Here is a 14,263-nt window from a genome sequence, read left to right as displayed (position 1 = left end):
TGTGAGTAGACGCAGTGTGGCCACCGGACGCGGCACTTCGGGCAACCGACAAGCTGGCCCGGCAGGCAGACACCTCGGAGCCGGGCGCAAGAAAACGGCGTTGCGGTACGTGGCGCTCACGCTGGCCGTCGTGCTCGTCGGAGGACTTGTTTTCGTAGTAGTGCAGGTCATGAGGCTGCAAGGAAATATTGTTACTGAACCGCTGAATCTGAACACAGATCAGGCGGACGCACTCCCTGTCGATATGTCGCGCGATCCGCTGCAGATTCTCATACTTGGCACGGACACGCGAACTGGTCAGGACGCGCAGTTCGGTGGTGAAGATCTGTCGGCGGGTTCAGGTAATTCCGACGCCATGATGCTGATGCACTTGTCGGCAGACCGCGAGCGTGTCTCGGTGATCAGCTTCCCCCGCGATCTACTGGTACCCATCCCAGAGTGCTTTGATCCAAAAACTGGAACCGAACATCCCGCGCAAGAACTGGGACAGCTCAACGGAGCCCTCGACTCAGGCGGTCCAGGTTGCACAGTAGCAACGATCAATGATGTCACGGGTCTACAGATCGATCATTTCATGATGGCGGATTTCAATGCGGTCAAGGAACTGTCCAACACTCTGGGCGGAGTCGATGTATGTGTGAACCAGCCCGTGGATGATCCCTACTCCGGGCTTCACTTACCGGCTGGCGTCAGCAGCGTTCAGGGTGAGCAAGCACTAGCCTTCCTGCGCACCCGGCACGGCTTCGGCGACGGCGGGGACGCCGGTAGAATTCGAGCGCAACAAAGTTTTTTGGCGTCTATGGTCCGCAAAATCCGGGAAGAAGGAACTCTGGGTAACCTCCCTCGGGTTTACGCGATTGCCGAAACGATCACCAAAAATCTGACTATCGACGAGGAACTCGCTGACATCAATTCGCTGCTGAAGATTGCCGACCGGTTGAAGGACGTCGATCTCAGCAAGGTTAAGTTTATTACCGCACCCACCAAACCCTACGAGCCGGATCCGAATCGGCTTGTCCTAGATGCAGAGCAGGCCGAACCGCTCTTCGAAGCGCTGGCAGAAGACCGCGCGCTCGGTGAAGCAAAGCAGACGCCGACGGGAAAAGCATCGCCATCAACATCTACGGACGCCGTCCCGCCTGAGGAGCCACAACCGGAATTTGACCCGGCAACGATACCCCTGACGGTCACAAATGCGTCAGGGGAGGAGGGCCGGAGTGGTCAAATCAGCAAGATTCTGAGCAAACTTGGCTATGTTCAGGCTCAAACGGGACCAACCGTTGCGGATAGCCCCGCTACGCAGATCTTCTACGCAGACGGTTATCAGATTGTCGCTGATGCAGTGGCAGAGGAGCTGGGTGTAGCTGCCGTGCAGGTGATTCCATCAGCTGGAGTCTCCGGTGTCACTGTTGAAGTCGGCCAGAACTTCACGTCCGGAGACAAACTGAAAGCTGGCGGTGACCTCGACAGCGAACTGAACGGTCAAACGGCGGACCAGGTCACCTGTCAGTCATAACTGACAGGTGAGCTGGCCCGTCAGCCCCCTACCAGATCCGCACCCTGTCGGAGGGATCCAGCCAGAGATGGTCGCGTGGGCCGACATCGAAGGCTTGATGGAACTCATGGAGATTCCGCACCACGGCGTTACACCTGAACTCGTTCGGTGAATGCGGATCAATGGTCAACCGTCGTACCGCTTCTTCCTGGCGAATGATTTGCCGCCAACACTCCGCCCACGAGAAAAAGAAGCGCTGATTGCCCGTGAGTCCATCTATGACAGGTGATTCCTGACCATCAAGACTGAGGCGGTAAGCTGCGTAGGCTATCGTCAGACCACCAAGATCGCCAATATTCTCTCCCAGGGTAAGTTCCCCGTTGACTCGATGTCCGGGCGTTGCCGTCGGTGACAGGGTCTCGTACTGCGCCACCAGTCGCGATGTGAGCGCGTCGAAGGCCGTCCGGTCTTCCTCCGTCCACCAGTCCGCAAGGGCACCCGTTCCGTCGAATCGGGAACCCTGATCATCAAAACCGTGTCCAATTTCGTGGCCGATAACTGCACCAATGCCACCGTAATTCGCTGCCGGATCGGCATCGGCGTCGAAAAACGGCGGCTGAAGAATGGCTGCCGGGAACGCAATTTCATTCATCGTCGGCATGTAATAGGCGTTGACGGTTTGCGGCGTAATCAGCCACTCATCGCGATCTATGGGCTGGCCGAGTTTCCCGAGACTTCTATGTAGCTCGAACAACGCGGCACGTCTCACATTACCAACAACATCGCCGTCAATCTCCAACGTGGAGTAATCACGCCAGAGTTCAGGAAATCCGATTTTGGTACTGAAGAGCGACAGCTTCTCCAAGGCACGTTCCTGAGTTTTCGCCGTCATCCAGGGTAATCCGGAAATAGCCTCCCGGTACGCCGCCAGGAGATTCTCCACCAGATGCAGCATCTTCTCCTTGTGACCGTCAGGAAAATGCCGTGCGACGTATTCTTGGCCGATAGCTTCGCCCATGGCGTCCTCCACCAAAGAAACACCACGCTTCCAACGGTCCCTGATGATCGGCGTGCCGCTAAGTTCTTTTCCAAAGAAGTTGAAACTGCTGGAGACGAAGGGTTCCGGAAGATAGTTGGCGAACGAGATCAATACCCGGGTGCGGAGCCAATCTCTCCAGATATCCAATCCTTCGGACCTCAGGAGGCTAGCAAGGGTTGAGAGGAAGTCAGGCTGGCAAACGACAACTTCCTGACGTTGCCCACGGGAAACCCCCATGCTTTCCAACCACTGTGCTGCTGCCGAACAACGTGACTCCAAATCCTCGGTCGAGTAGAGATTATAAACCTCCTGCGGGTTCCGGCACGTGACCTTATCCATATGTCCGGCCGCAAACTTTGTCTCCAATTCCATGACCGCTGCCGCGCGACGTCGGCCGTCTTCGAGTCCCACAAGGCCCATAAGTTCTTCCAGAAACGCCTCGTACTTCACACGAATATCTTGGAACTTGCTGTCGCGGTAGTAGGACTCATCGGGAAGGCCGAGCGCCGCTTGGTAAAGGTGCAGAATGTAACGTGTGGGATCGCCTGCGTCGTTGCTGACGTACGCTGCCAGCATGCCCGCAACGCCCTGACTGCTGAGCTCTCCCGAAACTGCGATAAGGCTGTCGAGATCGGAAACCTCATCGATGGAATCCAGAAAAGAGCGAACAGGGGAGAGGCCGTTAGCCTCGATGGTCTCCTGATCCATGAAACTGGCGTAGAGACGTCCGATCTTATGTCTGCTATCGGATTCGTCCTCGCTGTCCTCGAGGTCGCCAGCAGCGTCAACAATAATCTGCTTGACGTTCTCTTCAGCGGCATCACGCAGCTTCGTGAACGACCCTTCGAGGGGACGGTCATCGGGAATGCTGGTGTTGTCCATCCACGTGCCGTTGACATGTTTGAAGAGGTCGTCCTGGGGACGGACCGACATGTCTAAGTTTCCGGGTTCAATGCCTGATTTTTGCACGCGTTCTCCTTTGATCGCTCTCGCTTAGAGACGTCATGTTGCTTTTCAGCCGTCTCATATTGCGGAACAGACGGCTTGGGGACGCCTTCCCCAGTATGCCCCGTGCTAGGGTTTTTGTGTGCGCGCAGAGATCCTCCTTCTTATCTGCCGCGGCGGGGCCACGTTGACAAACGTCTGACAGGCCGAACCCTCGCTGCGGTGTTTGCGGCGCCGGCCGGAATTCTTGAACCACCTAGAAAAGGCCACATTTCCTCATGCAAAACGCACAAAAGCCCTCTGGAATGCCGAGTCACAAGTATCTGCCGTACCATAAGCAGATTGCCTTCGAATTGCCCGACCGCACGTGGCCGGAGCAACGAATCTCGAAGGCGCCGCGTTGGTGCGCGGTGGACCTACGCGATGGAAACCAAGCGCTGATCGATCCCATGAGCCCTGAACGCAAGTATCGAATGTTCGAGCTTCTGGTACGCATGGGATACAAAGAAATCGAAGTAGGGTTCCCCTCTGCGTCCCAGACTGATTTCGATTTCGTCCGCCAGCTGATAGAGGGCGACCGCATACCCGACGACGTCACCATTCAGGTCTTGACACAGGCCCGCGAACACCTGATCGAGAAGACGTTCGACTCCCTGGAGGGAGCAGACCGCGCCATTGTTCATCTATACAATTCGACGTCGGTACTCCAGCGGCGGGTGGTCTTCAATCAGGACATGGACGGCATAGTTGATATTGCTTTGACTGGGGCAAGGCTGTGCCGGAAATTTGAAGAGAACCTGAGCGACACTGAGATCACCTACGAGTATTCACCAGAGTCCTTTACCGGAACAGAGCTCGAGTTCGCGGCGCGGATCTGCAACGAGGTATCTGGTGTCTTTGAGGCGTCGGCTGATAGAAACGTCATTCTGAACCTCCCTGCAACAGTCGAAATGGCAACTCCGAACATTTACGCGGATTCCATTGAGTGGATGAGCCGACACCTCGAGAATCGAGAGAACATTGTCCTCTCGCTGCATCCCCACAACGACCGCGGTACGGGGGTTGCAGCCGCCGAGCTGGGGTATCTGGCCGGCGCGGACAGGATTGAGGGATGCTTGTTCGGAAATGGTGAGCGGACCGGAAACGTGGATCTCGTGACGTTGGGTCTCAACCTTTTCAGCCAGGGCGTGGACCCGCAGATCGATTTTAGCGACATCGACGACATACGCAGAACGGCTGAGTACTGTAACCAGCTATCGGTGCCTGAGCGTTCCCCCTATGGCGGTGATCTGGTGTTCACAGCCTTCTCTGGCTCTCACCAGGACGCCATCAAGAAGGGCTTCGAAGCCCGCGAAAAGGACGCAGCAGCAGCTGGCAAAGACGTCGAAGAGATTGTCTGGGCTGTTCCGTATCTGCCGATCGATCCCAAGGACATTGGTCGTTCCTATGAGGCAGTCATCAGAGTGAACTCGCAGTCCGGCAAGGGTGGCGTGGCGTATCTGCTCAAGAATGAACATCACCTGGATTTGCCTCGGCGGGCCCAGATTGAATTCTCCGGAGTCGTGCAAAAACGCACGGAAACCGCGGGTGGAGAAATAAGCGGTGCTGAACTGTGGAGCATTTTTACTGACGAGTATTTGCCAGCCGGACATGACCGCGCGTCATGGGGTCTCTATGGGCTGACTTCGGTCAAATCGGAGACAAGGGATAACGGCCAGGTCCAGTTGACTCTCTCACTGAGCGTCAACGGCATACAGCAGCGCCGCTCTGCGGAGGGCAACGGTCCCATCGCCGCCTTGCTGAACATTCTGGCTCAAGATGGCGTCGATGTCCGGGTGCTGGACTATTCAGAACATGCCCTCTCTGAAGGCGGAAATGCACGGGCGGCCGCCTACGTGGAGTGTGCCGTGGGGGAGCGGGTCCTCTGGGGTGTCGGAATTGAGTCAAACACCAACATGTCTTCATTGAAGGCAGTGATTTCTGCTGTCAACAGGGCTATCCGCGATTCAGCTTCCCGCACAGACGCCTAACCCTCCTCAGGTCGCCGGAGGAAAGTCTTTCCCGGTGAGAGAATGGCTCTGTGCGCAGTAATTCATTCGGGTCTAGGTCCTACCGTGAGGAGGGCGTGGTTCTTCGGACCTATAAGTTGGGTGAGGCTGACCGAATTATCATTCTGCTGACCCGTGGCAGGGGGCAGGTCAGAGCAGTAGCAAAGGGCGTCCGTCGCACAACCAGTAAGTTTGGATCACGGCTCGAACCCTTCATGGTGTCGGATGTGCAGCTCGTATCCGGACGCACACTGGACGTGGTCACTCAGGTCCAGACCAAAGGTGCGTACGGCTACGGGATCGCGGCCAACTACGGGCGATACACGGCAGCGACGGCCATCGTGGAAACAGCCGAACGACTAACCGACGTCGACAGTGAATCAGGTGCCGCGCACTACGGACTGGTCGTTGGTGCTCTGGCAGCTCTGAACAGAAACGCACATCCTCCGGAGCTAATTCTGGATTCATATCTGTTGCGGGCATTGTCCACTGCGGGGTGGACGCCAGACTTCGTCAACTGCGCGCGGTGCGGGGCAGCGGGCCCGCACACCACGTTCTCGGCCCCCCTAGGAGGGGCCGTCTGCCCCGACTGCCGTCCACCAGGTTCGCCGTCGCCGGCTCCGGAGACGATGTTGTTGCTGGCGGCCCTCCTCGCGGGCGACTGGGAGCGGGCCGAGAACTCCGCAGCACCCCAGCGCAGGGAAGCCGCCGGACTTGTGGCAAGCTTTCTCCAATGGCACCTGGAACGTGTCTTGAAATCTCTTAAACACGTGGAGCGTATGTGAGCCGTCGTCAAAAAGCACCGCTAGCTGTACCGGGAAACCATCCATCCGGCGCGGTCCCGCCACAATTGCCGACATCGTTGATACCACGGCATGTTGCGGTCGTCATGGATGGTAACGGTCGATGGGCCAACCAAAGGGGCCTGCCCCGCATTGAAGGCCACAGGGCAGGTGAGGCGTCTCTACTGGACGTCATGGCGGGAGCCGTTCAGATGGGTATCCAGCACGTCTCCGTTTACGCATTCTCGACGGAGAACTGGAAGCGTTCTCCTGAAGAGATCCGGTTTCTCATGGGATTCAGCCGCGATGTACTCCGGCGCCAGCGAGATCTGCTCGACTCTTGGGGTGTGCGGATCCGTTGGTCCGGCCGTCGCCCCCGTCTGTGGCGGTCGGTGATCAATGAACTGGAGATTGCCGAGAACCAGACACGCAACAACACAACCTGCACGCTGACCATGTGCGTCAACTATGGAAGTCGAGCAGAAATTGTGGATGCTGTTTCAGCTATTGCCGAAAAGGTTCAGTCCGGCGTCCTCAAACCATCCTCGATTAATGAAAAAACAATTCAGCGATTTCTCGATGAGCCCGATCTTCCGGACGTTGACCTGTTTCTCCGCACCTCAGGTGAGCAGCGTCTCTCCAACTTCATGTTGTGGCAGTCTGCGTATGCGGAACTGGTGTTCATGGACACGCTCTGGCCCGACGTCGACAGGCGAACGCTCTGGTCCGCCGTGGAAATCTACGCGTCACGCGACCGGCGTTACGGTGGTGCCGTCGATGCTCCCCCTACTGGTTCCGCTGTTGGGCCGAGCGACACTCACTAGTTAGCACTGCTGACTGGCAGGCATGTAGGCCTCCGCCCAACGTCGCATTACCGCGTAGGCCTGTTGTCGGACCTCTAACGGGGACAAGAGGACATCGTGAAGAGCGCCATGAAGCTGAACAACGGTGATGTGGTCACCAAGTTTAAGCGCCTTGTCCCGCATCAAGTCGACGTCAAGTACGCTATCGGAAGCCATCATAGTTTCCTTCCAGACAGGGCTGATCGTCGACGCCGCCGATGTCAGGACAAGGATGGGAAGAGACAGCCGTAGACCTCTGTTGACGGAGTTATGGCCCGTTAGAACAGCAGATAGCCAGCCCGCCGTCACGGGAAATCCAAATTCCGGGCGCCACTGCTCGTCGAGATCCCACTCGCCGTTCCGCGACTGACTGATACTGCGCCAGTAGAACCCAAATTCCGGAAGTTTGATTCGCGTTCTGGGCCGGATTCTGGCAATGGATTCGAACAACCCCACAGTCACAGAGCGAATGATCGAGCTGCCGGTAAAATCAAGCCATGGACTGTTGAGCACGAGTGCGCTTACGGCGCCGGGGTTTCTCTGCGTCCAAAGCGCCGCCACCAAGCCGCCCGTTGAATGCCCCATCATGCTGACGTCGTAGGTCTCTCTGGCGATGCCCCGATTCCGCAGGTCGGCTTGAATAGCCGACAGCGCTGCTTCAATGTCCGAATCATAATCCACCAGATCAGTGACGTAGCCGCTCGTCTGCCACGGCCTCAGACTGCGACCATACTTTCGTAGATCCAAGGCGTAGAAAGCAAAACCCGCGTCCGTCCAGAACTGCGCCAGTTCCCGCTGATGAAAGTAATCGCTCCAGCCGTGCAGATACAGGAGTACACGCGTTGTAGGGCCAATGGGTGGATCCTTTGGACTGACGATGGTGGCTACAACGTGCCCCTCGTCGTCGGGTGGCAATGGAAGCGTAAGGCACCGGAACTCGTCCCCCAGAACATCCTCAGCCCAATGAAAACCCATGTTCTGAGACTACGTGTTGTGGCGCCTCGATTCGTCGCAGTACCTCACGCCGGTTGTTAAGTTGGAAGTCTTGACTGCTTCATGGCATTTTTAAGCCATGCGCCTATACCCAGCCTTCTTTCGGCTTGTCTTCTCCCATATGGATGCCGAACGAGCGCATGCCATCGGATTTACGTTGATCCGGTTGGCTGGCGCTTGTGGTGCCGGACATATTCTGCGCCGATTGAGCCGTCCCTCTGTTGTACTGAGGACCGAGGCCCTGGGGATGGTCTTTCCGTCGCCCTTCGGACTTGCTGCCGGCTTTGACAAGAGAGGTTACGGTATTAATGCGCTGACGGACCTGGGATTCGGCCACATCGAAGTTGGGACAATTACCGGACAGGCGCAACCCGGCAACGCGAAACCCCGCTTGTTCCGTCTCGTTGAGGACCGGGCTGTTATAAACCGCATGGGTTTCAATAATGACGGGGCGCTAGCGGTCGCGCCTCGTGTGGCATCGGCCCGACGAAAACTGGAGTCTCTCTATGATTCTAACAGGCCGATAGTTGGTCTCAATATCGGCAAGACTAAGGCTGTTGACCTCGCCGAGGCCATCTCCGATTACCTCGTGAGCGCCCGCGAGTTAGCACCTCATGCGGACTACCTGGTGGTGAACGTAAGTTCGCCCAACACTCCTGGACTCAGGCAGCTGCAGGATATCGCTTCGCTGAAGCCCCTGCTGGAGCAAGTACGTGAGACCGCTACGGGAGCGGCAAAGAGACGAGTTCCGCTGCTCGTCAAGATCGCACCGGACCTGTCGAACGAGGATATCCGCGACGTCGCAGATCTGGCGGTCAAGCTTCAGCTTGACGGTATTGTTGCCACAAATACCACCGTCTCTCGGATAGGTTTGGAGACGGCGGACCAAGACGTGGAGAAGGCCGGAGCAGGTGGATTGAGCGGTGCCCCACTAGCTCAACGTTCCCTCGAGGTGCTGAAACAACTACGTACCGCTGTCGGGCCGGACCTGGTGCTGATTTCTGTGGGCGGCGTCGAAACTGCTCATGACGTTCAGGAACGACTAGACGCTGGTGCAACTTTGGTCCAGGGGTATACGGCGTTCCTCTATGAGGGGCCGTTCTGGGCCTGGACCATCAACAGAACTCTGGCAGCTGCGCGGGGCTAGACCCAATACCGTTTACTTAGGGTCTGGTCTGTTAATCTTTTGGGATGGCGCGTAGTGGTTGGGTGAAGCCCGAAAGTCCTGAACGTTTGAGTGACCATGTGTCGCTGGGGGTGACGACTGCGGTTTTCCCACCGGATGTGGTGGACCGGGTGATCGAGCGGACCGGGGCGGGTGAGCAGCGGACCCGGCTGCTGCCTTCGCGGCTGATGGTCTATTACGTGATGGCGCTGGCCCTGTTCGCGCAGGGATCCTATGAGGAAGTGATGCGTTCCCTGCTGGCCGGCCTGGATTGGATCACGGGCCGGTTCGGGGGCTGGCAGGTGCCGACGAAAGCAGCGATATTCAAGGCCCGGACCCGGTTGGGTTCGACCGTGATGGCCGGGCTCTTCGCCGAGGTCGCCAGGCCACTGGCGGCCCCGGAGAGCAACGGGTTCTACCGGGGGTGGCGGCTGGTCAGTGTAGACGGGACCTGCCTGGACCTGGCCGACACGCCGGCCAACGAGAGATACTACGGCCGGCCCGGGACGGCCACGGCGCTCAAGAGCGCTTTCCCGCAGGCGAGGGTGCTGGGCCTGGTGGAGTGCGGCACGCACGCCATTATCGGGGCCGTGGTCTCAGGGTTTTCCACCAGCGAGCACGACCTCTATCCGGGACTGCAGGCGGAGCTGGACGCCTCGATGCTGCTGATGGCCGACCGCGGGTTCTTCAGCCACACCGCATGGAAAAACAGTGCCGCCACCGGGGCGCAGCTGCTGTGGCGGATGCGTTCGAACAACGTGCTGCCCGTGCTTGAGGACCTGGCCGACGGATCCTACCTCTCGGCCGTCTACGCCAGCACCAAAGACCGCCGCAACAACACGGACCCGATCCCGGTCCGGGTCATCGAATACACCGTCACCAGCGCAGAAACCGGCGGGGAAACCGCCAGCGATTTCCGCCTCATCACCACGATCCTGGACCCGGATGCCGCAACGGCGGACGATCTTGCCCAGGCATACGCCAGGCGCTGGGAAATCGAGTCCTGCTTCGACGAACTCAAGACCCACCAGCGCGGCCCGGGCATCGTGCTGCGGTCCAAGACCCCGGACGGGGTGCTGCAGGAAATCTACGGTTACCTTTGCGCCCACTACGGGCTCAGATCCCTCATCGCCGACGTCGCCCATCAATTCGAGGAAGATCCCTTATGGTTCTCCTTCACACGCACTCTCCGGGCCGCCCGCCGCACCATCGCCGGGCCTCCGGCTTTTTCCCCCTGAACGATTCAAGAAAGCCTTCGTCAGCTTCTGCCAGGAAATCCTCCACGAACTCCTGCCCGTCCGCAGACCACGAACAAACCCCCGGGTCGTCAAACGCAAAATGTCCAACTGGCCCCTGAAACGGATACCAAAACCAGCTAAGTAAACGGTATTGAGGCTAGACCAGGTTCTGCCCCTCATGACGGATACTGGCCGCGCCGAACCTTGGGCTTGGGCAGCCGCATGGGTCGGATCTGCAGCGCCCTGGTGATGCCATACCAGATGGCGCCCTGCGCTGGGTCGCCAACAGCTGCGGTCAACCGCTTGCGAAGAGACCGGGACAAAAGAATCGAGTCAACAACCACAGCAGCCATGATGACAAAGAAAGCGATCAGAATAATTTCCTGTAGCGCAGGACTGGGTACGAGGCTGAGGACAACAAAGGCGAGAGCGAATGCCAACAGGAATTCGCCAACGTTCCAGCGCGCATCGACGTAGTCGCGGACAAATCGGCGGCTCTCGCCCTTATCCCTGAGCGGCAAATAACGCTCTTCGCCTGTTTCCAGCGCTTGGCGCATCCGGGACCGCTCGATGACCATGGCTTCGCGGTTAGCTTTTTTGGCTGCTTTTCGATCATCCGGCACCAGCGGGCGTTTCCGCGCGGCTTCCTGCGTCTTGCGCTTTGGCGTTGGGGCTCCTTTGCCCATAACGACTGGAGCGTCCTGTGGTTTCTGTTCCTGGGCTGAAGGCGCCTCGTTTTTACGTCCAAACACCATGCAAGGATACCTTGCATGTATGTGTTGCTGCCGCACCGGTAGTCTGGGCACCATGAATGAAGAACAGATCCAGAACCAGCCCGAAGGCGTCGACGCCGCGGCCGTGCGAAGCGCCGTGTCAGGGTCCTTCTCACAGACGGTGCGGGAGCTCAAAGAGCTAGTCTCCATTCCCGGCATCGCGTGGGAAGCTTTCGACCCAAATCAGCTCGAGCGCAGCGCCGATGCTGTTTGTGCTCTGATCGCCAGTCTGGGGCTTGACGACGTGAAAGTTCTTCGCGTCGATGTCAACGGCAAGACGGGTGGACCGGCAGTGGTTGCATCAAAAGCTCCCGCGCCGGGCAAACCGACAATCTTGCTCTATGCCCATCATGATGTTCAGCCTCCGGGTGAGGAAGAGCTCTGGAACAGCAAACCGTTTGAGGCGGTAGAACGTAGCGGCCGACTATACGGTCGCGGTGCCGCAGATGACAAAGCTGGAATCATGGCACATATTGCGTCCTATCGGGCAGTACAGCATGTACTTGGAAATAATTTTGGGCTGGGTGTGACGTTCTTCATCGAAGGGGAAGAGGAGGCCGGCTCACCGACGTTCCGGAAATTTCTCGAAACCCATCGCGAACTACTTCGTTCGGATGTCATTGTTGTCGCCGACTCCAGCAACTGGAAAGTCGGAGTACCGGCACTCACAACGAGCCTGCGTGGACTCGTGGACGGGACGATCGAAGTCAGAGTGCTTGAACACGCAGTGCATTCGGGAATGTTCGGCGGTCCGGTGCTTGACGCTCCCACGCTTCTCGCGCGTCTGATCAGTACCCTCCATAACGAGGTTGGTGACGTCGCCATCGACGGCCTCCACTCCGGAGATGACGCTGTTGTGGAGTATCCGGAAGCCGATTACCGCACTGATGCTTCCGTTCTGGATGGTGTACAGCTCGCGGGGACCGGAAGCATAGCTTCCAGGTTGTGGACCAAGCCTGCGCTCTCGATTATCGGAATCGATGCGCCCACCGTTGCTCTGTCCTCGAACACGCTCTTACCAATGGCCAGGGCAAAGTTCAGTTTGCGTCTGGCCCCCGGGCAGGATCCGGAACAGGCAATGCAGGCTGTACAACGGCACGTTGAAGAGCACGCTCCCTTTGGCGCTCAGGTCACGTTTACGCCCGGTGAAATGGGTAAGCCCTTCCAGACCGATACTTCAGCCTCTGCGGCACAAATGAGCTTGTGGTCCTTGGGTGAGGCCTGGGGCGTGAACGCTGTTGAGGCAGGTATGGGTGGTTCCATCCCCTTTATCTCGGATCTCACAGAGATTTACCCCGAAGCCCAGATTCTCATCACCGGAGTGGAAGACCCAGACTCTCGAGCTCACAGCGCCAACGAATCACTGCACCTCGCAGAATTCGAGAAAGCTGTTGTGGCACAGTCGCTGCTGCTGGCACGGCTGAATTCAGAGGGGCTTCAGTAGCTGGATGGGGGAGCGGACTTCGCAGTACCATTGAGGGAAGATCCGCAAAATCAACAACAAGTACAGTTTCTGGATCGCGCTAAGAGAGGGAGATCATGAGCACTTCAATTAACGAAACACAGGATGACGCCAAGATCGATGCAAGCGAGCTTCCCGTGCACGAAGTTGAAATATCGGACGTGGCTGCTGGCAAGGTACGTAGTCTGCTGGAGCAGGAAGGCCGCACTGACCTGAGGCTGCGAGTTGCTGTCCAGCCGGGAGGATGCTCCGGTCTCATTTACCAGTTGTACTTCGATGAACGGGTTCTGGACGGAGACGCCGTCCGCGAGTTCGGCGGCATCGAGGTCATTGTTGACCGGATGAGTGTTCCGTATTTGTCCGGCGCGTCGATCGACTTTGAAGACACTATTTCAAAGCAGGGGTTCACCATCGATAATCCCAACGCCGGTGGCTCCTGCGCCTGTGGAGATTCCTTCCACTAGCGGCTGACAACAGTTCCAGCAATATTCGGATTTGACAGTCCAAATGTCGCAACGGGGCTGGCCCTACGGGTAAGCTCTACAGTAAGTAGTAAAACTCAATACGCCTCGTCATAGGCTCGGAATTCGAGCCGACAGGAAGTATGTAAAGAAGAGGAAGGGCCGTCTGTGAGTTCGCAGGTTCGAACCGGCAGTCGACGCGCAAGGATCCTGGGGATCACCGGCCTAGTGTCGGCTGGCGCGCTGTTTTTGTCTGGCTGTTCAGCAGAAGTCCAACGGGGTTGGTTGCCGGGTGAACGCAACACGACTAACCACACAAGTCGGATCACTGATTTGTGGGTCAATTCGTGGATCGCAGCACTGGTGATTGGCATCATCACGTGGGGATTGATCATTTGGTGCATCGTTGCCTACCGTCGCCGCCGGAACGAAACCGGCTTCCCTCGGCAGATTAGCTATAACCTTCCCCTGGAAGTCTTCTACGTGGTTGTCCCGCTCTTCATGGTGCTTGTGTTGTTCTACTTCACAGACCAGGACATCAGAGCCATCAACGAACGCGATCCCGACCCGGACGTCATCGTCGACGTGCGTGGTAAGCAGTGGTCATGGGACTTCAACTACGTCAAAGAAAATAGGTACTCAGCGGGCATCCAAGCTGACCTCACTGGTGAGCCAGGGGTGGAGGAGACACTCCCCACCCTCTACCTGCCCGTTGATAAGTCCGTCGAGCTGCAGCTCAATGCCCGCGATGTCATCCACTCCTTCTGGGTTCCAGCGTTCCTGCAGAAGATGGACGTAATTCCTGGCAAGACAAACTACCTCACGCTTACACCGCAGGAGGAAGGCACCTTCGATGGCAAGTGCGCCGAGCTCTGTGGCCAGTACCACTCGGAGATGCTCTTCAATGTCAAGGTCGTTTCACAGGCCGAGTATGAGGCGTACCTCGACACCTTGGAAAGCGGTCAGCTCGGTGAAGACTATGACCGCAATCCCCAATCTGTTTCGTCGAAGTAAGGGAGG

General features: G+C 57.8%; 12 protein-coding genes. 9 read left to right on the top strand and 3 right to left on the bottom strand.

What is annotated here, in order from left to right:
• Position 1: 1 nt before the first annotated feature.
• Entirely contained in the window at positions 2 to 1,516 is a 1,515-nt protein-coding gene (locus JOE65_RS09100; protein ID WP_338021598.1) for an LCP family protein, read from the top strand.
• A gap of 28 nt (positions 1,517 to 1,544) precedes the next feature.
• Here JOE65_RS09100 and JOE65_RS09095 read toward each other — a convergent pair whose 3' ends face one another.
• Positions 1,545 to 3,503: a M13 family metallopeptidase gene (locus JOE65_RS09095; RefSeq protein WP_338021597.1), complete on the bottom strand. Its 1,959-nt coding sequence runs from the start codon at positions 3,501 to 3,503 to the stop codon at positions 1,545 to 1,547.
• A gap of 254 nt (positions 3,504 to 3,757) precedes the next feature.
• On the opposite strand from JOE65_RS09095, the gene leuA reads away from it, so the two are divergent.
• Genes leuA through JOE65_RS09080 form a run of 3 tightly spaced genes read left to right on the top strand, consistent with a single transcriptional unit; the run spans position 3,758 to position 7,133 of the window.
• Positions 3,758 to 5,509, top strand: coding sequence for a 2-isopropylmalate synthase (gene leuA, locus JOE65_RS09090; protein WP_205162888.1), 1,752 nt, complete (start codon positions 3,758 to 3,760; stop codon positions 5,507 to 5,509).
• Positions 5,510 to 5,559: 50 nt separating this feature from the next.
• The gene (gene recO, locus JOE65_RS09085) at positions 5,560 to 6,312 is read left to right on the top strand and encodes a DNA repair protein RecO (protein ID WP_205162887.1); all 753 of its coding nucleotides are present in this window, start codon (positions 5,560 to 5,562) and stop codon (positions 6,310 to 6,312) included.
• The gene (locus tag JOE65_RS09080) at positions 6,309 to 7,133 is read left to right on the top strand and encodes an isoprenyl transferase (RefSeq protein ID WP_205162886.1); all 825 of its coding nucleotides are present in this window, start codon (positions 6,309 to 6,311) and stop codon (positions 7,131 to 7,133) included. Before recO ends, JOE65_RS09080 begins: the two co-directional genes overlap by 4 nt.
• Here the strand turns inward: JOE65_RS09080 and JOE65_RS09075 are convergent, their stop codons facing one another.
• On the bottom strand, positions 7,134 to 8,126 hold the full coding sequence (locus tag JOE65_RS09075) for an alpha/beta hydrolase (protein WP_205162885.1): 993 nt from the start codon (positions 8,124 to 8,126) through the stop codon (positions 7,134 to 7,136).
• Between the two features lie 97 nt (positions 8,127 to 8,223).
• Between JOE65_RS09075 and JOE65_RS09070 the strand changes: the two genes are divergently transcribed.
• Together JOE65_RS09070 and JOE65_RS09065 are read left to right on the top strand one after the other, a co-directional pair.
• Positions 8,224 to 9,291, top strand: coding sequence for a quinone-dependent dihydroorotate dehydrogenase (locus tag JOE65_RS09070; protein WP_205162884.1), 1,068 nt, complete (start codon positions 8,224 to 8,226; stop codon positions 9,289 to 9,291).
• Between the two features lie 44 nt (positions 9,292 to 9,335).
• Positions 9,336 to 10,547: an IS4 family transposase gene (locus JOE65_RS09065; protein WP_205162883.1), complete on the top strand. Its 1,212-nt coding sequence runs from the start codon at positions 9,336 to 9,338 to the stop codon at positions 10,545 to 10,547.
• A gap of 176 nt (positions 10,548 to 10,723) precedes the next feature.
• Here the strand turns inward: JOE65_RS09065 and JOE65_RS09060 are convergent, their stop codons facing one another.
• Complete coding sequence (locus tag JOE65_RS09060) at positions 10,724 to 11,299, bottom strand: DUF3043 domain-containing protein (protein WP_420827520.1); 576 nt, start codon at positions 11,297 to 11,299, stop codon at positions 10,724 to 10,726.
• Positions 11,300 to 11,354: 55 nt separating this feature from the next.
• Here JOE65_RS09060 and JOE65_RS09055 point away from each other — a divergent pair, with 55 nt between their 5' ends.
• The 3 genes from JOE65_RS09055 (at position 11,355) to ctaC (ending at position 14,257) form a co-directional block, all read left to right on the top strand.
• Complete coding sequence (locus tag JOE65_RS09055; RefSeq protein WP_205162881.1) at positions 11,355 to 12,764, top strand: dipeptidase; 1,410 nt, start codon at positions 11,355 to 11,357, stop codon at positions 12,762 to 12,764.
• Between the two features lie 95 nt (positions 12,765 to 12,859).
• Positions 12,860 to 13,246 carry a HesB/IscA family protein gene (locus JOE65_RS09050; protein ID WP_205162880.1) on the top strand — a complete coding sequence of 129 codons (387 nt, stop codon included), beginning with the start codon at positions 12,860 to 12,862 and terminating at the stop codon, positions 13,244 to 13,246.
• A 165-nt stretch (positions 13,247 to 13,411) separates the two neighbouring features.
• Positions 13,412 to 14,257, top strand: a complete 846-nt coding sequence (ctaC, locus tag JOE65_RS09045) for an aa3-type cytochrome oxidase subunit II (protein WP_205162879.1) — start codon at positions 13,412 to 13,414, stop codon at positions 14,255 to 14,257.
• The last annotated feature ends 6 nt before the right edge of the window (positions 14,258 to 14,263 follow it).

It is taken from the genome of Arthrobacter roseus (assembly GCF_016907875.1).
Taxonomy (GTDB): domain Bacteria; phylum Actinomycetota; class Actinomycetes; order Actinomycetales; family Micrococcaceae; genus Arthrobacter_J; species Arthrobacter_J roseus.
Note: the sequence above shows the minus strand (reverse complement) of the source record. Positions and strands in the feature narration are given on the sequence as shown.

What these genes read in the sequence shown, in the direction of transcription:
- leuA (WP_205162888.1), top strand. Translation starts at nt 3,758, where the DNA reads ATGCAAAACGCACAAAAGCCCTCTGGAATGCCGAGTCACAAGTATCTG.
- JOE65_RS09075 (WP_205162885.1), bottom strand. Translation starts at nt 8,126, where the DNA reads ATGGGTTTTCATTGGGCTGAGGATGTTCTGGGGGACGAGTTCCGGTGC.
- JOE65_RS09070 (WP_205162884.1), top strand. Translation starts at nt 8,224, where the DNA reads ATGCGCCTATACCCAGCCTTCTTTCGGCTTGTCTTCTCCCATATGGAT.
- JOE65_RS09065 (WP_205162883.1), top strand. Translation starts at nt 9,336, where the DNA reads ATGGCGCGTAGTGGTTGGGTGAAGCCCGAAAGTCCTGAACGTTTGAGT.
- JOE65_RS09055 (WP_205162881.1), top strand. Translation starts at nt 11,355, where the DNA reads ATGAATGAAGAACAGATCCAGAACCAGCCCGAAGGCGTCGACGCCGCG.
- JOE65_RS09050 (WP_205162880.1), top strand. Translation starts at nt 12,860, where the DNA reads ATGAGCACTTCAATTAACGAAACACAGGATGACGCCAAGATCGATGCA.